23 protein-coding genes are annotated in these 21438 nt (G+C 67.1%); 11 read left to right on the top strand and 12 right to left on the bottom strand.

Features of this window, described 5'->3' with window-relative positions:
- Nucleotides 1–46: 46 nt before the first annotated feature.
- Both J2Y55_RS27775 and J2Y55_RS27770 read right to left on the bottom strand, forming a co-directional pair.
- On the bottom strand, nt 47–316 hold the full coding sequence (locus tag J2Y55_RS27775; RefSeq protein WP_310159818.1) for a BrnA antitoxin family protein: 270 nt from the start codon (nt 314–316) through the stop codon (nt 47–49).
- Nucleotides 279–548 (bottom strand): BrnT family toxin, encoded by a 270-nt coding sequence (locus J2Y55_RS27770; RefSeq protein WP_310159817.1) that lies wholly within the window; start codon nt 546–548, stop codon nt 279–281. The genes J2Y55_RS27775 and J2Y55_RS27770 overlap by 38 nt, the downstream gene beginning before the upstream one ends.
- A gap of 95 nt (nt 549–643) precedes the next feature.
- Between J2Y55_RS27770 and J2Y55_RS27765 the strand changes: the two genes are divergently transcribed.
- Nucleotides 644–1978, top strand: a complete 1335-nt coding sequence (locus J2Y55_RS27765; protein ID WP_310159816.1) for an 8-oxoguanine deaminase — start codon at nt 644–646, stop codon at nt 1976–1978.
- Nucleotides 1979–2054: 76 nt separating this feature from the next.
- Nucleotides 2055–2306: a hypothetical protein gene (locus J2Y55_RS27760; RefSeq protein ID WP_069689820.1), complete on the top strand. Its 252-nt coding sequence runs from the start codon at nt 2055–2057 to the stop codon at nt 2304–2306.
- Nucleotides 2307–2402: 96 nt separating this feature from the next.
- Here J2Y55_RS27760 and J2Y55_RS27755 read toward each other — a convergent pair whose 3' ends face one another.
- Nucleotides 2403–2921 (bottom strand): MarR family winged helix-turn-helix transcriptional regulator, encoded by a 519-nt coding sequence (locus J2Y55_RS27755; RefSeq protein WP_310159813.1) that lies wholly within the window; start codon nt 2919–2921, stop codon nt 2403–2405.
- 224 nt (nt 2922–3145) lie between these two features.
- Here J2Y55_RS27755 and hydA point away from each other — a divergent pair, with 224 nt between their 5' ends.
- The 3 genes from hydA to J2Y55_RS27740 all read left to right on the top strand — a co-directional run bounded on the left by hydA (nt 3146) and on the right by J2Y55_RS27740 (nt 5808).
- A complete protein-coding gene (gene hydA / locus J2Y55_RS27750; protein WP_310159811.1) occupies nt 3146–4609 on the top strand; it encodes a dihydropyrimidinase in 1464 nt (487 codons plus the stop codon).
- A gap of 163 nt (nt 4610–4772) precedes the next feature.
- Nucleotides 4773–5435, top strand: a complete 663-nt coding sequence (locus tag J2Y55_RS27745; RefSeq protein ID WP_310159809.1) for an aspartate/glutamate racemase family protein — start codon at nt 4773–4775, stop codon at nt 5433–5435.
- Between the two features lie 160 nt (nt 5436–5595).
- A complete protein-coding gene (locus J2Y55_RS27740) occupies nt 5596–5808 on the top strand; it encodes a hypothetical protein (protein ID WP_310159807.1) in 213 nt (70 codons plus the stop codon).
- A 21-nt stretch (nt 5809–5829) separates the two neighbouring features.
- Here J2Y55_RS27740 and J2Y55_RS27735 read toward each other — a convergent pair whose 3' ends face one another.
- Entirely contained in the window at nt 5830–5997 is a 168-nt protein-coding gene (locus J2Y55_RS27735; RefSeq protein ID WP_175525563.1) for a hypothetical protein, read from the bottom strand.
- 49 nt (nt 5998–6046) lie between these two features.
- The gene (locus J2Y55_RS27730; protein ID WP_310159806.1) at nt 6047–6274 is read right to left on the bottom strand and encodes a hypothetical protein; all 228 of its coding nucleotides are present in this window, start codon (nt 6272–6274) and stop codon (nt 6047–6049) included.
- Here J2Y55_RS27730 and J2Y55_RS27725 point away from each other — a divergent pair.
- The 4 genes from J2Y55_RS27725 (at nt 6273) to J2Y55_RS27710 (ending at nt 10875) form a co-directional block, all read left to right on the top strand.
- Nucleotides 6273–7769: an ABC transporter substrate-binding protein gene (locus J2Y55_RS27725; protein WP_310159805.1), complete on the top strand. Its 1497-nt coding sequence runs from the start codon at nt 6273–6275 to the stop codon at nt 7767–7769. The genes J2Y55_RS27730 and J2Y55_RS27725 overlap by 2 nt on opposite strands.
- Nucleotides 7770–7941: 172 nt before the next feature.
- The gene (locus J2Y55_RS27720) at nt 7942–8862 is read left to right on the top strand and encodes an ABC transporter permease (protein WP_310159804.1); all 921 of its coding nucleotides are present in this window, start codon (nt 7942–7944) and stop codon (nt 8860–8862) included.
- Nucleotides 8859–9740: an ABC transporter permease gene (locus J2Y55_RS27715; RefSeq protein ID WP_310159803.1), complete on the top strand. Its 882-nt coding sequence runs from the start codon at nt 8859–8861 to the stop codon at nt 9738–9740. The genes J2Y55_RS27720 and J2Y55_RS27715 overlap by 4 nt, the downstream gene beginning before the upstream one ends.
- A gap of 151 nt (nt 9741–9891) precedes the next feature.
- Nucleotides 9892–10875, top strand: a complete 984-nt coding sequence (locus J2Y55_RS27710; RefSeq protein WP_310159802.1) for a LysR family transcriptional regulator — start codon at nt 9892–9894, stop codon at nt 10873–10875.
- Between the two features lie 31 nt (nt 10876–10906).
- On the opposite strand, the gene J2Y55_RS27705 is transcribed toward J2Y55_RS27710, so the two are convergent.
- From J2Y55_RS27705 to J2Y55_RS27675, 7 genes are all read right to left on the bottom strand, one after another.
- Complete coding sequence (locus J2Y55_RS27705) at nt 10907–12151, bottom strand: Zn-dependent hydrolase (protein ID WP_310159800.1); 1245 nt, start codon at nt 12149–12151, stop codon at nt 10907–10909.
- Between the two features lie 162 nt (nt 12152–12313).
- Nucleotides 12314–13513 (bottom strand): serine hydrolase domain-containing protein, encoded by a 1200-nt coding sequence (locus J2Y55_RS27700; protein ID WP_310159798.1) that lies wholly within the window; start codon nt 13511–13513, stop codon nt 12314–12316.
- A gap of 157 nt (nt 13514–13670) precedes the next feature.
- Nucleotides 13671–14573 carry a LysR substrate-binding domain-containing protein gene (locus J2Y55_RS27695; protein ID WP_310159796.1) on the bottom strand — a complete coding sequence of 301 codons (903 nt, stop codon included), beginning with the start codon at nt 14571–14573 and terminating at the stop codon, nt 13671–13673.
- Between the two features lie 87 nt (nt 14574–14660).
- Nucleotides 14661–15551 (bottom strand): ABC transporter permease, encoded by an 891-nt coding sequence (locus tag J2Y55_RS27690; RefSeq protein ID WP_310159794.1) that lies wholly within the window; start codon nt 15549–15551, stop codon nt 14661–14663.
- Between the two features lie 3 nt (nt 15552–15554).
- Nucleotides 15555–16505 carry an ABC transporter permease gene (locus J2Y55_RS27685; protein ID WP_310159793.1) on the bottom strand — a complete coding sequence of 317 codons (951 nt, stop codon included), beginning with the start codon at nt 16503–16505 and terminating at the stop codon, nt 15555–15557.
- 18 nt (nt 16506–16523) lie between these two features.
- A complete protein-coding gene (locus J2Y55_RS27680) occupies nt 16524–18182 on the bottom strand; it encodes a peptide ABC transporter substrate-binding protein (protein WP_310159792.1) in 1659 nt (552 codons plus the stop codon).
- A gap of 65 nt (nt 18183–18247) precedes the next feature.
- On the bottom strand, nt 18248–19387 hold the full coding sequence (locus tag J2Y55_RS27675; RefSeq protein WP_310159791.1) for an NAD(P)/FAD-dependent oxidoreductase: 1140 nt from the start codon (nt 19385–19387) through the stop codon (nt 18248–18250).
- 257 nt (nt 19388–19644) lie between these two features.
- Here J2Y55_RS27675 and J2Y55_RS27670 point away from each other — a divergent pair, with 257 nt between their 5' ends.
- On the top strand, nt 19645–20076 hold the full coding sequence (locus tag J2Y55_RS27670; protein WP_310159790.1) for a Rid family hydrolase: 432 nt from the start codon (nt 19645–19647) through the stop codon (nt 20074–20076).
- Nucleotides 20063–21418, top strand: a complete 1356-nt coding sequence (locus tag J2Y55_RS27665; RefSeq protein WP_310159789.1) for an NAD(P)/FAD-dependent oxidoreductase — start codon at nt 20063–20065, stop codon at nt 21416–21418. Before J2Y55_RS27670 ends, J2Y55_RS27665 begins: the two co-directional genes overlap by 14 nt.
- Nucleotides 21419–21438: the final 20 nt, after the last annotated feature.

Genomic DNA, 21438 nt, shown 5'->3' with positions numbered 1-21438 from the left:
CGATGGCGGATGAGGGCGGCGGCGTCAAGGCACAAGGCCGGGCTACTCAGGCCTGCTTCTTGATCAGCTCGGCCAAGGCTTCATCGATCCGGGTTTGCCAGCCGGGGCCTCCGGCCTTGAAATGCGACAAGACATTACGCGACAACCGAATGGTCGTGGAGACCTTAGGTTCCGCAAGCGGCGGGCGTCCGCGTCGAACCAAGCGATCACCCTCATAGAGGTCTGCGCGCGCAAAGAACGCATCATCCAGTTCGGGAGCGTCATCGGGATCGTGCGCGTCAGAGCTCTCTTGAGTAACGCGTTTTTTCGCGGTCATTGGCCTTCCTCATGCTGATGATGCGCCGCCCACCCTCGCAAGGCGTCCAGACCACGACAACGAGTCTGCCATCGAGATGACCGGCGCTGATGAAACGGTGTTCGCCGTAGTCTTCTCGCAGATCCTCCGCCGTGACATGGCGGCCTGCAAAAACCTCGTCGCAACGCGCAAAATCCAATCCGCGATTTGCGAGTGTCCAATCGCGTTTGGGCGGGTCGAATTCGATTGCCACGATTTAATGTGGTTACGTTTAATTTGAACGTCAAGTTTCTTGTTTGCGGACAGAGCCCCTGCGATCACATGTCGTGCTGCATATAAGGAGCAACCATGCGCCTCTGGATCAAGAACCCGCTCGGCATCGTCGCGGACAATGCCGGCGGCGGGATCGTCGTCGATGGCTCGATCATCGCCGAACTCGTGCCGGCAGGCGGATCCCCTGCCCTGCCGGTCGATGCGGTCTTCGACGCCTCGCATCATGTCGTGCTGCCCGGCCTGATCAACACGCATCACCATTTCTACCAGACGCTGACGCGAGCCCATCCGGCCGCGATCGATCGCGAGCTGTTTCCCTGGCTGACCGCACTCTACCCGCTCTGGGCGAGGTTGACGCCCGATGACCTGCGGTTGGCCGTCCGCGTCGCGCTGACGGAGCTTCTGCTCTCAGGCTGCACCACGGCGGCAGACCATCATTACCTCTATCCGAAGGGGTTGGAGAACGCCGTCGACATCGCCGTCGCGGAGGCGCGGGCCCTGGGCATCCGCGCCACGATCTCGCGCGGCTCGATGAACCTGTCGCAGAAGGATGGCGGCCTGCCGCCCGACAGCGTCGTCCAGGACGAGGAGACGATCCTGACCGATAGCGAACGGGTGCTTTCCCTGTTCCACGATCCCGCGCCGGGCAGCATGGTCCAGATCGCGCTTGCACCCTGCTCGCCTTTTTCGGTGACGCCAGCGCTGATGAAAAAGAGCGCGGAGCTGGCAGCGCGCTTCGATGCGCCACTGCATACCCATCTCGCCGAGACCAGGGACGAGGACGCCTATTGCCTCGAAGTCTATGGCAAACGCCCGCTCGACCTGCTGGAGGAGACCGGCTGGATGCGGCCAAAGACCTGGCTGGCGCATGGCGTGCATTTTAGCTGCGAGGAGTGCGAACGGCTGGGAGCCGCCGGCGTCGGCGTCTGCCATTGCCCGACCTCGAACGGGGTGCTGGCTTCCGGCTTCTGCCGGACGCGCGAATTGGAGGCGGCCGGGGCGCCGCTGGGCTTGGGCGTCGACGGCTCGGCCTCCAATGACGGCTCGAACCTGATGGAGGAATTGCGCCACGCTTTGCTGATCAACCGCCTGCGCTATGAGAGCGCCACGGCCGTGACCGCGCGCGACGTGATCCGCTGGGCGACGGAGGGCTCGGCGCGCTGCCTCGGGCGCTCCGATATCGGGCGGATCGCGCCCGGCCTGCAGGCGGATCTGGCGCTGTTTTGCCTCGACGAATTGCGCTTCTCCGGCGCGCATGACCCGGTCGCGGCGCTGGTGCTGTGCGGCGCGAACCGGGCCGACCGGGTGATGGTCTCCGGCGCCTGGCGCGTGATCGACGGGGCCGTGCCAGGGCTCGATCTGGCGGCGCTGCGGCGCTCGCATGGAGCGGCGGCAAAACGTTACGCCTGAGAGACGGATTGCCCAGAATCTTGACGCATTTCTCGGCTTGATTCGTGGCAGATCACGGCCAAGGGAGTCAGGCGCCATGAAGATCGGTTTGATCGCAGCATTGGGGTTGGCTCTTCTCGGCAGCGGCTGCGTCACGATCGCCGAGCGACGAGCGCTCGATGAGGAGCGCTGCCGGTCCTACGGCTTCCGCCCTGGCACCGACGGCTATGCGAATTGCCTGCTCCATATCGAGCTCGACCGCTCGGCCAGCCGCAGGGTCTGGGTCGAGCGCGACTACTATGGCCCCTATTACGGCTACGGCTTCGGCTACGGTTTCCGACGCTGGTGACAGCCCACCCCGGGTCTTTGTTTTGACGCGTTTTCTCCGAGCAAACGCTTCGCGTTTGTCGCGAGCGAACCGGTATCCACTTCGCTCGAAAACGCCCTAGCTCGCGGGCGGGCCGTCGCGCTCCAGCCTGAAATCGCGCAGTTGCGGCAGCTTGGCGTGCAGCCGGTGCAGGAAGCCGGTCAGCTGCGCCTGCTCCTCCGCCGTGAAACCCTCGAGCAGCAGGCGCTCGCGGGCGGTGGCGAGCGCGATCAATTCGTCATGCAGGGCATAGCCACTCGGCGTCAGCTCCAGCACCTGCCGGCGGGCGTCGCGATCATCGGGGCGCTCGGTGACGTGGCGGGCGGCGACCAGGGCCGCGACGCTGCGGCTGACCGCGCCCTTGTCGAGCCCGATCACCTCGCAGATACGCTGCGCCGCGATCGCCGGCTCGATGGCGAGCTGCGAGATGACGCGCCATTCGGTGACACCGACGCCGAAACGCTCAAGATAGAGCCGCGACGAGCTGCGCGACCAGGTGTTGGAAATCGCGGTCAGGAAATAGGGAACGTAGCCGCCGAGATCGAGAACATCCCGCTCAGGGCCGGCAACGGCCTTGTGGCGCTTCGTCGAGGGCATGGCGCATCCAGACAATCAGGCCCGGTATCTCACACGCCGCTGCGGGATGCGGCAAGCACCATGAGCCGGCGCATCTCGTAGCGCCCGCCTTGTTGCAGAGCCTATCCTGGCCGACGCCTTGCATGCGCGCAGGCCCGCCATACGGGGAAGCCCGTGGCGCTGGCGCCGATGCCGGGCATACTGCGCCTGGCGACCAATCATCTGCCTGTTCAAGGAACCAGCCCATGCCGACCCCTGCCTACGACATCGTCATCCGCGGCGGCACGCTTGCGACGGCAACAGATGTGTTCGAGGCCGATCTCGGCATCCAGGCGGGGCGCATCGCCGCAATCGGGCTCGACCTGCCCACCGGAGCGCAGGAGATCGACGCGAAGGGCAGGCTCGTCTTGCCCGGCGGCGTCGATACCCATTGCCATATCGAACAGCTCTCGGGCAGCGGGCTGATGAGCGCCGACAATTTCGAGACCGCGACGCGCTCGGCCGCTTTCGGCGGCACCACCTCGGTGATTTCCTTCGCCGCCCAGCATCGCGGCGCCAACCTCGCCAGCGTCGTCGAGGACTACGCGGCCCTGGCCAAGAAGGGCGCGCTCATCGACTACGCCTTCCACCTGATGGTGGCGAACCCCGACGAGCAGACCGTCACGCAGGATCTGCCGGCGCTGATCCGCGCCGGGCACCGCTCGGTCAAGGTCTTCATGACCTATGACGCCGTGCAGGTCGATGACGGGCAATTGCTCGACGTCCTGATGGCGGCGCGCTCGGCCGGAGCGCTGGTCTGCGTCCATGCCGAGAACCACGGCCTGCTGAAATGGATGGGCGAGCGCTTGATGAAGCGCGGCTACACCGCGCCGAAATACCATTCCGTCAGCCACCCCCAGGCAGCGGAGGTCGAGGCCTTTCACCGCCTGATCGCCTTCTCCGAACTGCTCGACCAGCCGATCTGCATCTTCCACGTCTCGACGGCCGAGGGCGCCAGGGTGATCCGCGAGGCGCGCGGGCGCGGCGTCAAGATCTATGCCGAGACCTGCCCGCACTATCTCTTGATGACGGCCGCCGAGCTCGACAAGCCCGGCATCGAGGGCGCGAAATGGGTCTGCTCGCCACCGCAGCGGGGCTCGAACGACCAGGAGGCCCTGTGGCAGGCGCTGGCGCTCGGCGACCTGCAGATCCTCTCCTCCGACCACGCGCCCTATCGCTTCGACGAGACCGGCAAGCTGAAATACGGCCCCAATCCCGGCTTCAAGCAGATCGCCAACGGCATGCCGGGGCTGGAGATGCGGCTGCCCGTATTGTTCGACGCCATGGTGAGCAAGGGCCGGCTCGGGCTGAAAAAATTCGTCGAACTGACCTCAACCGCGCCGGCCCAGATCTACGACCTGCCGGGCAAGGGTTCGCTCGCCATCGGCATGGACGCCGACATCGCGATCTGGGACGCCGACCGCAAGGTCGTGCTCGCCGACAACCTGCACGACAACACCGGCTACAACCCCTTTGCCGGCCGCACCATCACCGGCTGGCCGGAGACGGTGCTCAGGCGCGGCGAAGTCGTCGTCACGCAGGGTGCGCTGAAGGCGCAGCCCGGCTCGGGCCGGTTGATGCTGCGCGAGGGCGGCGAGGCGACGCGACCGACCGGGACGCTCTCGCCCGAATTCGACCCGGCGCGGAATTTTGGCGCCAAGCTGTATTGATGCGCGCCAACCTCGCCCGTCATCCTGGCCGAAGCGTAGCGGAGCGCCGGGATCCATCGTAGAGCACGGCGCTCTATGATGGATCACGGATCTGCGCCGCTACGCGGGTTGTCCAGGATGACGGTGTGGTTCAGGCAAATATTCGTATTCTGAAGGAGCCCCCATGACCGGTACGATCTTCGTCATCAACCCGAACTCGACCGAGGCCGTCACCGCGGGCATCGACAAGGCAGTCGAGCCGCTGCGCTCGGCGGAGGGCCCCAAGATCGCCTGCCTGACGCTGACCGAGGGGCCTGCGGGCATCCAGTCGCAGCGCGACGCCGACGGCGTCGTCGGGCCGCTGCTGAAGAGGGCCGCCGGGCTGGAGAACGAGGCGGCAGCCTTCGTCGTCGCCTGCTTCAGCGACCCCGGCATGCATGCGTTGCGCGAGCAGAGCCGCCACCCGGTGCTCGGCATCGCGGAATCGGGCGTGTTCCAGGCCCTGACGCTCGGCCAGCGCTTCGGCGTGATCGCGATTCTGCCAAGTTCGATCCAGCGGCATCTGCGCTATTTCGGCGCCATGGGCGTGATGGGGCGTTTTGCCGGCGATCTCTCGATCGGGATGGGTGTGACCGAGCTCAGCAATGCGGAGAAGACGCTGGAGCGCATGACCGCGACCGGCAAGACGCTGCGCGACACCCATCATGCCGACGTCATCGTGATGGGCTGCGCCGGCATGGCGCGCTTCCGTCGCCCCCTGGAGGAGGCACTCGGCGTGCCGGTGGTCGAGCCGACCCAGGCCGCGACTGCGATGGCCGTGGGACGAGTGCGGCTCGCCGCGGCGTAAGAGCAGGATGCGAAAAAGTGGGCACCGGTTTTTCGCATTGATCCTGCCCTCACTGTGAGAGGAGAGCCGGAGCCACGCGAAATTTTTTGCAAGATCACCGGAACCCGGAGCGCGCCACGACGTTGCAAATGCCGCCGCTCTCTCTCCCGGAGTTCTCGCCGTGGATCAGGATCGCATCGTCCGGATCGCCAGGGCCATGTGCCGCGCCGCGCGCATGGACCCGGACAAGCCGCTTGCGATCCAGGCCGCCGGCGACGGGATACGGTTTGCCCAGGCCGAAGCGGACGCTTCTCCCCTGCCCGCCTGGCGGTATTTTCAGCCGGAGGCGGCCGCCTTCGTCGCGCGTCACCGCCTGCGGACGGAGACTGCCTGAACGGAGATGCGCTGAAGTGCGCTACTCCTCCGCCTCGTCCAGGCGCATCTCGAAGGCCAGCATCGCGTCAGCGAGCGCCGCGAGTTCGGCATCGCGCTCCGGGCTCTCGGGCGAGGCGCTAAGCTCCTGGGCGCGTTCCTGAGCCCGCTGATAATCTTCTTCGGTATGGACGACGATCGGCTGCTTCATCCTCACAATCGGCATTGCGATTGTGGCGTCTTCATGAGCGGCGCCACAATCAGCCGGCCCCTTGGCAGCTATTCCTGGCATAGGAACAGTCTATTAGCCCGGCGAATATGTCCTGACCTATGGTTGGCTCTGCAGCATCCGCATCGCTCGGCAGGGCGATGGCAGCACTGAAAAAATCCACGGCCAAACCGCCAGAGATGAAGCGGCGCGCCGAACGGGCCGGCACCACCAAAACAGGGGACAGATCGATGGCACGGTTGGGATTGGCATCATTCATGGGCGGCATCGCCCTGACGCTGCTGGGGCTCTCCGCCCCGCCAGCACTCGCCGGCAAGGCCGACGACACGCTCAACGTCGCCTTCGCGCTCGAGCCCGAGGCGCTCGACACCTACAAGATCGCCGGCCGCGAGGGGCTGATCCTGGCCCGGCACATCTATGACGGCCTGCTCTACAAGGATCTCGACACCGGCGAGATCAAGCCGGCGCTGGCCAAGGCCTGGCGCTTTACCGACCCGATGACGATGGAGTTCGATCTCCGCGAGGGCGTGACCTTCCACAACGGCGCGAAGTTCACGGCCGACGACGTGGTCTACACGCTCAACACCGTGCTCGACCCGAATTACGGCACGCGCTTCCGCATCGCCATCGACTGGATCCAGGCCGTCGAAAAGGTCTCGGAATTCCAGGTTCGCATCAAGATGGCGAAACCCTTCGCCGGCGCGGTCGAGATGCTGGCCGATGCGCTGCCGATCTATCCCGCCGCCTATTTCAAGGAGGTCGGCTCGGCCGGCATGGCGGCCAAGCCCATCGGCACCGGCCCCTACAGGCTCGTGGAGATGACGCCGGGCATCCGCTACGCCTTCGAGCGTTTTGAGGCTCACTATGCCGGCAGCCCCAAGGGTAAGCCGGCGATCGGCAAGATCGTCGTGCGCACCATCCCCGAGCTCAACACCCAGTTCGCCGAGCTTCTGGCCGGCAAGCTCGACTGGAGCTGGCGCATCCCGCCCGACCAGGCGGCGCGGCTCGCCAGCCGCATCCAGATCGTCAACGGCCCGATCATGCGCATCGCCTATGTCGGCCTCAACGTGACCGCCAAGGGCAAGGACTACCCGACCAAGAACCTGCTGGTGCGCCGCGCCATCAACCATGCCGTCAACCGCGAGGCAATCGTCAAAGCCTTCGCCGGCGGCGCCTCGCAGGTGCTGAACGCAGCCTGCAACCCCAAGCAGTTCGGCTGCGCCCAGGATGTCGCGACCTATGCCTATGACCCGGCCAAGGCCAAGGCGCTGCTGAGCGAGGCCGGCTTGCCCAACGGCGTCGATATCGAGATGGTCTTTGCCGCGATGCCGCGCCCGGTCGCCGAGGCGGTCGCTTCCGATCTCGCCAAGGTCGGCATCCGGGTGACGCTGAACGAGCAGCAATATGCCGCCGGCGTGCAGAAATGGCGCGCGGGCGAATTGCCGGCCTTCTTCACCAATTGGGGCAGCTACGGCACCGGCGACGTCGCCTTCGTCATCTCGAACTTCTTCGGCGGCGGCGCCGACGACCTCGTCCAGGACAAGGAGGTGATCGATCTCGTCACTGCAGCCGACACGGCGCAGGACCGGGCCTTGCGCCAGGAGAACTACGCCAAGGCGCTGAAGAAGATCGCCGACCAGGCCTATTGGCTGCCGATGTACGACTTCAACATCAATTACGGCCTGTCGACGGCGCTCAACTTCAAGCCGCATCCCGACGAGTTCGCCCGCTGGTGGCTGTCGAGCTGGAAGTAGCGCTCCACGCAGAACCGTCATTCCGGGCGACCGAAGGGAGACCCGGAATCCATCGTAGAGTGCGTCGCCATAGGATGGATTCCGGATCGGCGCAGCTTTCGCGGCTTGTCCGGGATGACAGCGTGTTCGGGTTGGACGTCACGCGCTCACACAGCCTCTGGATGGAACCGCCATGCTGCCCTTTCTCGCGCGCCGCCTGATCGTCGCCGCCCTCGTCGCGCTCGCGGTGTCGATGGTCGCGTTCGGGCTGATGTTCGTCGCCGGCGACCCCGCGGTCGTGCTCGCCGGCCAGGCCGGACGGGCCCAGGATGTCGAGATGATCCGGCACGCCTATGGGCTCGACCGACCGCTGCCGGTGCAGTTCCTCGGCTGGATCGGCCGGGCGCTGACGGGCAATTTCGGCACGAGCCTGTATTTCAACCTGCCGGTCGCCACGATCATCGGCGAGCGCTTGCCGGTGACGCTTATGCTCGGCAGCGCCGCCTTCCTGCTCGCCATGCTGGTTTCGGTGCCGCTCGGCATCGCCGCCTCGCTCAAGCCCGGCGGCCTGCTCGACCGCGCAGCCCTGCTGCTCGCCGTGCTCGGACAGGCGATTCCGAGCTTCTGGCTCGGGCTGATCCTGATCGTCGTCTTCGGCGTCTGGTGGGGCCTGGTCCCGATTTCGGGAACCGAGAGCTGGCAGGGCTATATCCTCCCGGTCGTCGTGTTGAGCTATTACGCCATGCCGGCGCTGATGCGCCTGACCCGGGCGGGCATGATCGAGGTGCTCGGGGCCGACTATATCCGCACCGCCCGCGCCAAGGGGCTGGCGCGGCTGCGCATCCTCATGGTGCATGCGCTGCGCAACGCCGTGCTGCCCCTGGTTTCGCTGGCGGCTGTGCAATTCGGCATGATGCTCTCGGGCTCGATCGTGATCGAGAGCGTCTTCGCCATCAACGGGCTCGGCCGCCTCGCCTGGGAATCGCTGCTGCGCAGCGACCTGCCGGTGGTGCAGGCGATCATCCTGATCCTGTCGCTGATCTATGTGACGCTGACGACCGCCGCCGATCTGGTCAATGCCTGGCTCGATCCTCGCCTGAGGAGCGCCCGATGACGGTGCTCGATCTCGACAATCGCATCCTGCAGCGGCGCAAGCTCTGGCGGCGCGTCAGCCGCAGCACCGGCATCCATCTCGGCGGCGGGTTGCTGGTGCTGATCGCCGCCATCGCGCTCCTCGCCCCGCTGCTCGCGCCGCATGATCCGATCGCGCAGGACCTGACGCGCCGGCTGCTGCCGCCCTTCTGGCAGGCCGGCTCCGACCCGGCGCATCGGCTCGGCACCGACCATCTCGGGCGCGACTATCTCTCGCGACTGATCTTCGGCGCACGGGTCTCGCTCGGGATCGGGCTCGGCGTGACGCTCTGCGCCGGGCTGATCGGCACGATGCTCGGGCTGCTCGCCGGCTATTTCGGCGGCAAGATCGATATGCTGATCAGCTTCATCATCACGACGCGGCTGTCGCTGCCGATCGTGCTGGTCGCGCTCGCCGCCGTCGCGCTCGGCGGCGCCTCGCTGCAGACGCTTGCCATCGTGCTCAGCCTCCTGCTCTGGGACCGTTTCGCCGTGGTGGTGCGCTCGGCGACGCAAGGGTTGCGCAACCGCGAATTCGTCCAGGCCACCGTCTCGTTCGGGGCTTCCAGCCTGCATGTCATGCTGCGCGGCATCCTGCCGAACCTGCGCAACACGCTGATCGTGGTGGCGACGCTGGAGGTCGCCAATGTCATCCTGCTGGAGGCGGCTTTGTCGTTCCTGGGGTTGGGCGCACGACCGCCGACGCCGTCCTGGGGGCTGATGATCGCCGAGGGACGCGAGCACATCCTGTTCGATCCCTGGCTGATCGCCTTGCCGGGTTCTGCACTCTGCCTGCTCATCCTCGCCGTCAATCTGCTAGGCGACGGCGTGCGCGACGCGCTCGATGCCACGAGCTCCTGAACCCGCCCCGGCCGCTCCCGAGAGCGAGCGGCACGCGCCCTGCATGGGCAGCCCGAGCTTGACGCGCGGCTCAAGCTGCGTTGCCATCCCGTTTCGTGGTGGCGGCGCGGCTGCGCGTGTTAGCGTGCAGGCCAGGCCGAAGGGAGAGTTCGTGACGGCGAAGCGCCCGAAACTGCATCACCTGAACTGGAATCTCCTCCACACCTTCCTGGTGATCGTCGAGGAGCGCAGCATCACGCGCGCCGCCGATCGGCTCTTGGTGCGCCAGCCCTCGGTCAGCGCCGCCCTGCAGCGGCTGGAGGAGACGCTTGGCGGCCAGCTCGTGCAGCGCGACAGCCGCCGCTTCGTCCTGACCAAGCGCGGCGAGCTCTTGCACAAGGAATGCGTCGACATCTATCGCAGCGTCGCCCGCATCGGCGAAAAACTCTCGGAAGAACATGACGAGCTGACCGGGCTCGTGCGCGTCCAGCTGATCACGCATATGGTGCTGCCGGCCTTCGACCGGGCGCTGTCATTGATGAGCCGCCGCCATCCCGGCGTCACCGTGCGGGTCGAGGTTGCGAGCAGCCAGGACATCGTCCGCTCCGTCTCGCAAAGGCTGAGCCCCTTCGGCTTCTGCCTGTTGCCAAACCCGCTCGCCGGGCTGAATTGCCGCCATTTGCTGCGCGAGGAGTTCGGCATCCTGTGCGGGCGCGACCATGCGCTCCATGGCCGGGCCGGCGTGCCGCTCCACGAGCTCGCCGACGAGCCTTTCATCGCACTCGCCTGCGGCCAGGACGGCGCGCTCGAGCCCATGGTCTCGCTGCGCGAAGGCGCCGGGCTGGGCAGCCGCACCGTCGGCGCGAGCCCCAATCTGGAGGAGGTCGCGCGCATGATCGCCGCCGGCATGGGCATCGGCATCCTGCCGCTCGCCTCGGTGCAGGATGCGATCGACACCGGCACGCTCTGGAACCTGTCGGGCGCGGGCCAGGAGCTCGGCGCCGATCTCTATTTTGTCAGCAGCCCAGCCATGGGGCTCAGCGCGGCCGAACTCGCCTTCCAGCGCCTGTTCGAGGACATGCTGGAGGCCGAAAGCGCGCCGCCCGAAATCATCGACAACCCGCTGATCGCAGGGCTGACGCTGCCGCTGGCCTGAAGCGTTGCGCTTTCCTGCAAACGCGGCCGGCCTACCGGTCCGCCCGCTCCAGAACGCATTGCAGCAGCACGTTCAGCCCCGGCTCCAGATCCTCGCGCGTGCAGAGCTCGCCATTATTGTGGGTGATGCCGCCCTGGCAGGGGGCGAAGATCATCGTCGTCGGTGCATGGCGGGCGATGTAATAGGCGTCGTGCCCGGCCTGGCTCAGAATATCCATGTGGCGATAGCCGAGGGCTGCAGCCGAGGCGCGGACCTGGTCGATCAGTTCCTGCGCGAAGATGCGCCCGCCCCATTTCCAGATATCGAGGATCTCGACGCCGCAATCGGCCTTCGCGGCCGCCTCGAAAGCGGCGCGGCGCATGCGCTCGGCCATCACCTCCGAGGTCACCGGGTCGGGATGGCGGACATCGCCGACGGCCTGGGCCCAGTCGGAGAGGATGCCCGGCTTGTTGGGCCAGGCGACGAGCCGCGCGGCGGTGGCCTTGCCGCCGCTGCCGGCATGATCCCAGCCGAGATCGTCGACCGCAACGAGGAAGCGCGCCCCGGCAAGCAGCGCATTCTTGCGCCGCTCCATCGGCCAGGGACCGGTATGGGCGGTCTCACCCTTGAACTCGACCAGCATGCCGGTCGAGGGGAAGCCGCCGGTGACGACGCCGAGCTGCATGCCCTTGCGATCGAGGATCGGACCCTGCTCGATATGGAATTCGAAATAGGCGTCGAAGGCGTGGGGCTTGTCCTCCATCTCGCCGAGATAGCCGATGCGCTTAAGCTCCGCGCCGATCGTCTTGCCGTCCTCGTCCGTGCGCCCGCGCGCCCAGTCCAGCGCATAGGCGCCGGTGAAGGCGCCGGAGCCGACCATGGGCGGCGAGAAGCGCGCGCCCTCCTCATTGGTCCAGTTGACCACCTCGATCGGCCGGCGCGTGCGCTTGCCCAGCGCATCCAGCGTGCGGCAGACCTCCAGCCCCGCCAGCACGCCGGCGATGCCGTCGAAGCGGCCGCCATTGAACTGGGTGTCGAGATGGCTGCCCATCACCACCGGCGGCAGGCTGTCCTCGGTTCCGCTCCGGCGGGCGAAGATGTTGCCGATGCCATCGACGCGGACGCTCAAGCCGGCCTCGCGGCACCAGGCGACGAACTGGTCGCGCACCTCCTTGTCGGAATCCGACGCCGCCAGGCGCGACAGGCCGCCCGGGCGGCCCGGGCCGATCTCAGCGGAGCGCTCGATCGTCGTCCAGAAACGTTCGATGTCGATGCGGGCGTCGCTCGGCACAGGCATGGCAATCTGCTCTCGGATAAGCGTTTCGGCGGGGCACCGCTCGCCGGACAGGTTAGGTCACCGTCCGGCCAAGGATAGTTGGCGAGCGCCCGGCCTCTGGCAAATAGATATTGGCTATGCCTGATATCCGGGTGGCGTGTTTCCCTGCATAAGCAGCAGCCCCTAGACGAGCCGCTGCAGCGCCTCGCCGACCCGGTTCAGAACCCCGATCTCGCGCTCGGACAAGGCGTCCTCGCTCGGCTCCGGGCGCGAGCAGAACCTGACCAGGACCAGGCGGCTTTCAGGGTCGACCCAGAGCCATTGCCCATGGATACCGACGCCGCAGAAGGCGCCGCGCGGATTGCCGGTGAGGTACCAGCAGGAGCGATAGCGCCCGTCCAGGAACATGTCCCAGAAATTGCCCGTCTCCCAGGCCCGGCGATTGCCCTTAGTGCGCATGTCGGCGACCCATTCGGCGGGAACGACCTGCCTGCCGTCGCGGGCGCGCCCGCCATCGAGGACGAGCTGGCCGAACCGCGCCAGATCGCGCGCCGTCGCGCAGATGCCGCCACTGGCGCGGGCCGTGCCGGCGCGATCGACCGTGACATAGGCCGCCCCGCTCGCGCCCATGGGCCGCCACAGGCGCTGCGCCAGATAGGCGTGATAGGGCGTGCCGGTGGCGCGCTCGATGACCAGGCCGAGCATGTCGGCATTAGGCGAGGCGTAGTAGAAGGCCTGGCCGTGCTCGGCGGCGCTGCGGTCAAGCGAGGTCAAGACCTGCTCCAGCGTCTCCGGCGTTTCGCCGGGACGCGCCGGATTCCACAGCATGGCGCGGCGATAGCGATCGAACAGGCCGGTGGTGTCGAGATAGCTCTCCTCGAAATCCAGTGCGACGGTCATGTCGAGAAGGTCGCGCACGGTGGCGCTCGCATAGGCGCTACCAGCGGGCGCGGCGACATACTGCGAGACCGGCGCGTCAGGATCGAGCTTGCCCTCGCCGACCGCGATGCCGGCGAGCATGCCGGTGAGCGATTTCGAGATCGAGAAGATGGTGTGCGGCCTGTCGCGGTCGAGATGCGGCGCATACCATTCGGCGATGACCTCGCCATCGCGCATGGCGACGAGCGCGTCAGTGCTGGAGCGCGTCAGGTGCTCGCGCAAGGTGAGCCGCTGGCCGTCGGGATAGTCGACCTCGATCCCGTCGAAGAGCGCGCTTCCGGCGTCGGGCTCGGACAGGCCGCGCTCGCTGATCGCCGCTGTCGGCACCAGCGCGTCAAGGTTCTGGAAGCTCCATTGGCAGAAGGGCGCGGTCCGCCAGTTCGCGAGCGTCGCCGTCTCCAGCGCCGTCGTCCTGGCCGCCATTTGGGGATCGATAGGGGTCATCGGACCATCCAGCATGATGAAATGGCCCGAGAGCGCGGCAGGCGCGCCCGGGCATCGTCGGCGTCACAGAGACCGGAAGGAAGCTGCACTGTCGATGTCAATAATCGCAGCCCCGCAGCGGAAAAACTCAGGCGGGCCGGCATGGGCGGCGCCAGGCTCAGTGCGTGTAGAGGCGAACGGTGTCGCGCGCCGCGCCGATCTCGTCGCAGATCCACTCGTCGAGCAGCTTGACCTGCCGCCGCCGGCGCATATCCGGCGGGCGGACCAGATAATAGGACGCCCCCGTCGGCACCGCCTTGCGCATGGGCGCGACGAGCCGGCCGGCCTCGAGCGCCTCATGGGCGAGCACGACATCCGTCATCGCGACGCCAAGCCCCGCCTCGGCTGCGCTGAGGGCCATGTCGAGGGCGTCGAAATCCAGCCCCTTGCGCGTGTCGAGCGGGTATCCGGCCTTCTCCGACCAGGTCAGCCAGTCCTGCCTGTCGGGCAGCGGGTGCAGCAGCGTCGCCCGGTCGAGATCGCCATCGGGACAATCGCTGCCCGACAGATAGCCAGGCGCGCAGACTGGCAGAATCCATTCCGGATAGAGCTCCGTGGCGCAGTCCTGGGGCCAGTTGCCGATGCCGTAGCGGATGCCGAGATCGGCGTCGGTGTCGTTCAGCGTCATGTCGTTGAGGCGGGTCTGGACATTGACCTTGATCAGCGGGTGTTGGGCCTGGAAGGCGCGCAGGCGCGGGAAGAGCCAGCGCAGGGCAAAGGTCGGCAGCACCTTGATCGTCACCGCGTCGCGATCGCTCTGGAAGGGATCGACGGCGCGGGCGATGTGGTCGAAGGCCTCTTTCACGCCCATGGCGAGGCGCTGGCCGGCATCGGTGATCTCGAGGCCGTTATGGGTGCGCAAGAAGAGCGGCGTGCCGAGCTGCTCTTCCAGGATGCGTACCTGCCGGCTGACCGCGCTTTCGCTGACATGCAGGGACAAGGCCGCCTTCTTGATGCTGAGCTGGGCCGCGACGACCTCGAAGCAGCGCAGGGCGTTCAGTGATGGCAGACGGCGTGTCATGACGGTTTCCGGCCTTTCAGGCGCCGCAATATCGCATGACGAGCCGGCTTTTGTCTCGCCATCGACGCGTCGCAGTGGCCAGCCCGCTCATCGGATGTCCATGCGCGGGTCGAGCGCATCGCGCAGGCCGTCGCCGATGAAGTTGAAACTGGTGACGGCGAGCGTGATCGCCAGCCCCGGCAGGATCGCGAGCCAGGGCGCGCTGGTCAGGTAGATCTGGGCGTTGTTGAGCATGTTGCCCCAGCTCGCCACCGGCGGCTGGATGCCATAGCCGAGGAAGCTGACATAGGATTCGAGCAGGATCGCCTTGGCGACGTTGAGCGTGGCCGCAACCACGATCGCCGCCATCGCATTGGGCAGTAGCGAGCGGACCATGACACGCCAATCGGAGGCGCCCATGGCCTTGGCCGCGACCGCGTAATCCTGCTCGCGCAGCGAGCGGATCTGGCCCTCGACGATACGGGCGACGCTCATCCAGGCGGTCGCGGCGACGAGCAGCGTCATCGAGACCAGGCTGGGCTCGACCAGCGCCGCCAGCGCCAGCAGCAGGAAGATCGTCGGGAAGCACAGCACAGCGTCGACGAAGCGCATCAGGAGCGAACCGATGATGCCGCCGTAGTATCCGGCGACCGTTCCGATCGTGGTGCCGACGACCACGGCGATCACCATCGCCATGAAGCCGATGGAGAGTGAGATGCGCCCGCCCATCATCAGGCGCGCGAGGATGTCGCGGCCGAGCTCATCGGTGCCCAGCCAATGCGCGCCCGAGAGCGGCCAGGCGAAACGATGCATCACGTCGATACGGGTGTCGTCGAAGGGCAGGAGATAGGGGCCGAAGAAGGAGCCCAGGAACAGCACGGTGATCGTCACTGCCCCGGCCATGGCGAGCTTGTGCCGGCGGAAGCGGCGCCAGGCGGCGTTCTCGGCAGGTGGCGGCACTAGGGCGGTGTCGTCGAGCAGCGTTTGCAGATTTGCCATGATTCAGCCCATCCGAATACGCGGGTCGGCGACGGCATAGAGCATGTCGGCCAAGAGCGAGCCGAGCAGCACCATGACAGCGGAAAACATCAGGATGCCCATCACCACCGGGTAATCGCGGTACTCGATGGAATCGAGGAAGAGCCGGCCCATGCCCGGCCAGGTGAAGACGGTCTCGGTCACCAGCGCGCCGCCGAGCAAAGTCGGGAACTGCAGCCCCGCCAACGTGATCATCGGCAAAAGCGCGTTGCGCGTCGCATGGCCGCGCAGCACCTGGCGCTCCGGCAGGCCCTTGGCGCGCGCCGTGCGGATATAATCCTGGCCGATCACCTCCAGCATGGCCGAGCGCATGAAGCGCGCCCAGATCGCGGTCTCGACCAGCGCCAGCACCAGGGCCGGCGCGATGAGATGGTGCAGGAGATCGAGCGGCGAGCCGTCCCCGATCGTCTGGCGATTGCCGGCCGGCAGCCAGCCGAGCTGGACCGAGAACAGATAGATCGCGATCAGCCCGAACCAGAAGGTCGGGATCGACAGCGCGACCATGGCGCCGATCGTCGCCAGCGTGTCGAACAGGGAATAGCGCCTGATCGCGCCGAGGATGCCGATCCAGCAGCCGAGCCCGATCGCGATCACGGTCGAGACGGCCATGAGCTCGAAGGTCGCGCGCAGATGCGAACCGATGACGGCGGAGACGGGAGCGCCGTCGCGAAAGGACAAACCCCAATCGCCGCGCAGCATGCGCCAGAGCCAGTCGAGATATTGCGCCAGTAGCGGCCGGTCGAGCCCGAGCTGACGGGTGATCCGGTCGAGATCCTCCTGCGACATCTGCGAGGAGAGCGCGAATTGCGACAGGGGCCCGCCCGGCGCCAGATGCAGGATCGCGAAGCCGATCATCGAGACCAGCGCCAGGAGCAGCAGGCACTGCCCCAGGCGCTGCAGGAGATAACGCCCCATCTCAGTGCGCCCGGAACATCACGAGGCCCAGTACCAGGACCGCATGTTCCAGCAATTCGACGAGCAGTTGATGTTGGCAGCGAAGCCCTGCAGACCGTCCTTGAGCCCCTCCGCCATCACGGTCTGGTAGATCGGCAGCAGAGCGAGATCGTCGCGGATGATCTGCTGGATGCGGCCATAGGTGGCCTTGCGCGCCGCCTGGTCGAACTGCGTCGCGCCCTGCGCCAGGAGTGTGTCGACCTCGGTATTCTGGTACTGGCAGGTGTTGAGGCCGCTGCCGCCCTTGGCGGGAATGGCCGTGCTGCTGAAGCGCGGCGTCACGTCGGGGTCGCTGCCCTGCATGAAGTTCGAGCCGACCATCACCGACTGGAATTTCGACTTCTGCCAGAACTCGCCCCAGATCACCGCGGCGGGCATGTTGCTGATGCGCATGGCCGCGCCGACGGCCTGCCAATCCTGCGCCAGCAATTGCTGGGACTGTTCGCGACCGGGATTGCCGACGGTGGTCGAATTGGTGAATTCGAGCCTGACCCCGCCCTTGGCGCGGATGCCGTCCGGGCCGCGCGCCCAGCCCGCTGCGTCGAGCAGCGCATTCGCCTTGGCGGGGTCGTGACGGTGGACCGGAAGCGTGTCGGCATAGGCCCAGGATTGCTGCGGCAGGAAGGATTCCGTCGGCACCGGCAGGCCGTAATAGAGCGCGTCGATGCGCGCCTGCTTGTTCATCGCGAGATAGAGCGCCTCGCGCACCGCCTTCTCGGTGAAGGGGCCGTATTCGAGATTGAGCGCGATATGCTCGACGAAGGCCGTGGGCGAGAGCGAGACCTTGCGGCCGCGCAGGCCCTGCGCCTCCCTCACGAAATGCGCCGAGATGCCGGACAGCCCGAGATAATCGACCTGCCCGGTGCGGAACTGCGTGTAGAGCATCGTCAGATCGGGGATGTATTTGAAGACGACGCGTTCGAGATGCGGCCCCTGCCCATGATAGGCGGGGTTCGCCTGCAGCAGGATATGGTCGCCCGCCACCCGCTCGCCCCAGCGGAAGGGGCCGGTGCCGACAGGCGCGCTGTTGAAGGGCGCGGTGTTGGGATCGCTCGCCTTCTCAAGGATATGCCTGGGCACGATGAAGGTCAGCGCCAGGATCGAGAGATAGGGCGAATAGGCGCTTTCCATGCGCCAATGGATCTCGTCGGGCGCGACGACGCGGATGTCCCGGACGAGGCCGTGGCCGACACGGTTGCGGACCCGGAAGCCGGGATTGTTGATCAGGTCGAGCGTGTATTTGACGTCCTCGGCCGTAAACGGCGTGCCGTCATGCCATTTCGCGTCGCTGCGCAGCTTGACCTTCCAGACCAGCCCGTCGGCTGACAGGCCGCCATTCTCGAGCGACGGCACCTCGCGGGCGAGATCGGCGACCAGCTTGCCCTGGGGGTCGATGTACCAGAGCGGGCTGAAGACCTGCCACCAGACGCCCTGATCGACCTCGCTGCCGGGCATCAGCGGGTTGAAGACGGTCGGCTCCTGCGAGATGCCGGCGACGACCTGGCCGCGCGGGCTGGCGGGCGGACGCGCCTGCGCGAAACCCGATGTGGCGCGTCCGAGCCCGAGTGCGACTCCCGCGCCAAGCGCGATCAATCCCCGCCGCGTCGGGCTTGCGAAGTCCGAATTCCTGCTGGCCATGGTCTTTATCCCCTGGTGTTGAACGGGCTGTGTTCAGCCTCGACAGTGATGCGCAGGCCCCGGCTTCAAGCGGCTGGGCGCAGCGTCTCCCGCTGCGGCGACAGGTCGGCGCTGGACAAGCCGAGCGCGCGCAACCCCTCCGGCAAATCCCGATCGAACATGATCGCCGCGATCGCCTGCCCCATGGCCGGCGAGGTCAGGATGCCGCAACCGCCCTGCCCGGCGAGCCAGAAGAAGCCCTCGGTGTCGGCGGCCCGAGCCCCCGCGACGGGGTTCTTGTCGGCGGTGAAATTGCGCAGGCCCGCCCATTGGCTGAGCGGACGCCCGACCCTGAAGCTGGTGTCCTGCTCGATATTGTGGATCGCCTGTGCGACGTCGATATCCTCGGGATGGACGTCGCCCGGCTCGGTCGCGACCGCATCGGCGAGGCTGCCCATCAGGCAGCCGGTCTCGGGCTTCACATACCAGCGATAGTCGACATTGCTGACATGAGGCCATGCCGCCGTGCCGAGCCCTGCGGGCGAGGCGAAGGTGAAGGCCGTGCGGCGATGCGGGACGACACCGAGCGGCGCCACCCCGGCGAGCCCTGCGACCTGATCGACCCAGGCGCCCGCCGCGTTGAGCAGCAGGGGCGCGCGGATCTGCTGGCCGTCGAGCGAAACCAGCCACTGGCCTCCCCTACGCTCGATCGCGGCGATATTGGCGCCGGCGAGCAATTGCGCGCCCCTGGCCTTGGCGCCGCGCAGATAGCCCTGGAGCAGCGTGTTGACGTCGATATCCATCGCGTCGGGCTCGTAGACGCCAGCATCGACATGTTCGGCGACCAGGGCCGGAAACAGGGCCAGCGCCCCGGCCCGGTCGAGATGCTGCGCCCGGGCTCCGACCGAGACCAGATTGTCGTGCAGGCGCGAGAGGGATTGCTCCTGCCCGGCGCGGGCGACGGTCAGGCAACCGCGCGGCGTCAGGATGCGCTCCTCGGCGAAGCCGGGCGACGGGCTTTCCAGGAAGGCGCGGCTCGCCTGGGCCAGGCGCCGCATCGTGCCCGCGCCGATGCCGACGGTGAACTGCGCCGCGGTGCGGCCGGAGCTGTGATAGCCGAAATGCGCCTCACGCTCGATCAGGACGACCGAGCCTTGACCGGACAGGAAATAGGCGGCGGACGCGCCGGCGATCCCTCCTCCGATGATGATGACATCCGCCTGCATCTCGTGTCTCAACCTTTTCTCGTGGCGCGGCCTGCTTCTCCGGCGGTGCGGCCTGTCGACCCAGCCGGCTCGCCGTGCCGCAAGGAGGTCACCGCCCCCACTCGTTGTCGATGACAATTAATCGAAGCCGACCGCGCAAAAACCGGGGCCAGACCCCAGATTCCTCGGCCCCCGCCTCCAATTATTGAAATCGACACGGCCGGCATCCGGCGTGATCCCTGAGGCCATACGACCCTTAGGGATAGGCGATAGCGACCATGCCCGATTTGAAGACCGCCCAAGATTTGAAGACCGCCCCAAGTGGCCGCCGCCGGATCTCGTCCGGCAGCGAATTCGAGCGGACCTATAGCTACAGCCGCGCGGTCGTGGTCGGGCCGCATATCATGCTCTCGGGCACGACCGGCTACGACTATGCGACGAGCACGCTGCCGGCAGGCGCGCGAGAGCAGACGCTGCAGCTTTTCACCAATGCGGCGGCCGCCTTCGCCCAGGCCGGCGCGAGCCTCGCTGACGTCGTGCGCGTGCGGATGTATATCGCCGGTGCGGAACACTACGAGACCGTGATGGCGGTCTTCGCCGAGACCTTCCGCGGCATCGACCCGGCCTGCACCACGATCGAGGCCGGGTTGTTCGACCCGGCGATTGTCGTCGAGATGGATATGGACGCCGTCAGCGATGCCGGCGCTTAGTCTGTATTCGCATGTGCCCGATGACGTGATCGCGCGGCTCGGGCCACGGCCCTGCGCCTTTCCCAGCCGGGTCGATACCGTCGTCATCGGCGGCGGCATCGTCGGCGCGTCCTGCGCCTATGAATTGTCGTTGAAGGGCCTGAGCGTCGCGCTGGTCGAGCGCGACAAGATCGCCTCGCAGCAATCGGGCCGCAACTGGGGTTTTGTGCGCACACAGTATCGCGACCCGGCCGAATTGCCGCTGGCGGTCGAGGCGCTCTCGATCTGGCCGATGCTGGAACGGGAGCTTGGCCGCGAGATCGGCTGGCGCCGCAGCGGCTGCGTCTTCGTGGCCGAAAACGAGGCTGAGTACGAGACCTTCGCGCAGTGGCAGGCGGCGACCCGGGATATCGCCAGGGATGCGCGAATGCTGAATCGCGACGAGACCAGCGACTTGCTGCCGGCGCTGGCGAGCAAGGTTCCCGGCGCGCTCTTCACGGCATCCGATGGGCAGGCCGAGCCGGCCCTGGCGACGCTGGCGCTTGCACGCGCCGCCGAGGACAAGGGCGCCCTCATCCTGGAGGATTGCGGCGCACTTGCCATCGAGACTGCGGGCGGGCGCGTCACCGGCGTGCTGACCGAGCACGGGCTGATCGGCTGCACGACGGTGGTCTGCGCGGCGGGCGCGCAGGCGCATCGCTTCCTGAAACCGCTCGGCCTCGCCTTGCCGCAGCAGATCGTCCGCAGCACGGTCTCGCTGACCGCGCCCATGGTGGAGCTGAGCGCGCCCTGCTTCTGCGGCTTCGGGCTCGGCCTGCGCCAGAGGGCGGACGGCTCCTGCATCCTCGCCGCCGATTCCAGCTCCGATATCGATGTGACGCTCGATTCGATGCGCGCCGCCGGCTATTTCCTGCCCGAACTGCTCAGGCACCGCAAAGGCTTCGCCCTGCGGCTCGGCCGTCCCTTCATCGACGATGTCCATGCCCGCATCGCGCTGCCGGAGCATGAGCGCCTGGTCACGCCGCGCCGCCCGCGGATCCCGGCCAATGCGCAAAAAGCCGCCGACACGGCCGGGCTGTTCGCGCGCTTGTTCGAGGGCGCAGGCCTGGCCCGGATCGTGAAATCCTGGGCCGGACAGATCGATGTGCTGCCGGACGCGCTGCCCGTCATCGACGCGCCGCCGTCGATTCCCGGCCTGATCGTGGCGACCGGCTTCTCGGGCCATGGCTTCGGCCTCGGCCCCGCCGTCGGCCGCCATGTCGCCCGGCTCGCCGCCGGCGAACAGGCTGGTGAGGCGATCCGGCCGTTCCAGCTCGATCGCTTCGTCAAGGGCTCCTATTCGCGCCCGCACGCGCCGCTTTGACCCGACCCAGCCTCGCCCAG

Source organism: Allobosea sp. BE125 (assembly GCF_031456075.1).
Lineage (GTDB): Bacteria > Pseudomonadota > Alphaproteobacteria > Rhizobiales > Beijerinckiaceae > Allobosea.
The sequence above is the reverse complement of the archived record's forward strand: the minus strand, read 5'-3'. Positions and strand labels throughout refer to the sequence as shown.

Excerpts from the sequence above, each read along its gene's own strand:
- J2Y55_RS27775 (WP_310159818.1), bottom strand. The coding sequence starts at position 316 with ATGACCGCGAAAAAACGCGTTACTCAAGAGAGCTCTGACGCGCACGAT.
- J2Y55_RS27765 (WP_310159816.1), top strand. The coding sequence starts at position 644 with ATGCGCCTCTGGATCAAGAACCCGCTCGGCATCGTCGCGGACAATGCC.
- J2Y55_RS27760 (WP_069689820.1), top strand. The coding sequence starts at position 2,055 with ATGAAGATCGGTTTGATCGCAGCATTGGGGTTGGCTCTTCTCGGCAGC.
- J2Y55_RS27755 (WP_310159813.1), bottom strand. The coding sequence starts at position 2,921 with ATGCCCTCGACGAAGCGCCACAAGGCCGTTGCCGGCCCTGAGCGGGAT.
- hydA (WP_310159811.1), top strand. The coding sequence starts at position 3,146 with ATGCCGACCCCTGCCTACGACATCGTCATCCGCGGCGGCACGCTTGCG.
- J2Y55_RS27745 (WP_310159809.1), top strand. The coding sequence starts at position 4,773 with ATGACCGGTACGATCTTCGTCATCAACCCGAACTCGACCGAGGCCGTC.
- J2Y55_RS27735 (WP_175525563.1), bottom strand. The coding sequence starts at position 5,997 with ATGAAGCAGCCGATCGTCGTCCATACCGAAGAAGATTATCAGCGGGCT.
- J2Y55_RS27725 (WP_310159805.1), top strand. The coding sequence starts at position 6,273 with ATGGGCGGCATCGCCCTGACGCTGCTGGGGCTCTCCGCCCCGCCAGCA.
- J2Y55_RS27730 (WP_310159806.1), bottom strand. The coding sequence starts at position 6,274 with ATGAATGATGCCAATCCCAACCGTGCCATCGATCTGTCCCCTGTTTTG.
- J2Y55_RS27720 (WP_310159804.1), top strand. The coding sequence starts at position 7,942 with ATGCTGCCCTTTCTCGCGCGCCGCCTGATCGTCGCCGCCCTCGTCGCG.
- J2Y55_RS27715 (WP_310159803.1), top strand. The coding sequence starts at position 8,859 with ATGACGGTGCTCGATCTCGACAATCGCATCCTGCAGCGGCGCAAGCTC.
- J2Y55_RS27705 (WP_310159800.1), bottom strand. The coding sequence starts at position 12,151 with ATGCCTGTGCCGAGCGACGCCCGCATCGACATCGAACGTTTCTGGACG.
- J2Y55_RS27700 (WP_310159798.1), bottom strand. The coding sequence starts at position 13,513 with ATGACCCCTATCGATCCCCAAATGGCGGCCAGGACGACGGCGCTGGAG.
- J2Y55_RS27695 (WP_310159796.1), bottom strand. The coding sequence starts at position 14,573 with ATGACACGCCGTCTGCCATCACTGAACGCCCTGCGCTGCTTCGAGGTC.
- J2Y55_RS27690 (WP_310159794.1), bottom strand. The coding sequence starts at position 15,551 with ATGGCAAATCTGCAAACGCTGCTCGACGACACCGCCCTAGTGCCGCCA.
- J2Y55_RS27685 (WP_310159793.1), bottom strand. The coding sequence starts at position 16,505 with ATGGGGCGTTATCTCCTGCAGCGCCTGGGGCAGTGCCTGCTGCTCCTG.
- J2Y55_RS27680 (WP_310159792.1), bottom strand. The coding sequence starts at position 18,182 with ATGGCCAGCAGGAATTCGGACTTCGCAAGCCCGACGCGGCGGGGATTG.
- J2Y55_RS27675 (WP_310159791.1), bottom strand. The coding sequence starts at position 19,387 with ATGCAGGCGGATGTCATCATCATCGGAGGAGGGATCGCCGGCGCGTCC.
- J2Y55_RS27670 (WP_310159790.1), top strand. The coding sequence starts at position 19,645 with ATGCCCGATTTGAAGACCGCCCAAGATTTGAAGACCGCCCCAAGTGGC.
- J2Y55_RS27665 (WP_310159789.1), top strand. The coding sequence starts at position 20,063 with ATGCCGGCGCTTAGTCTGTATTCGCATGTGCCCGATGACGTGATCGCG.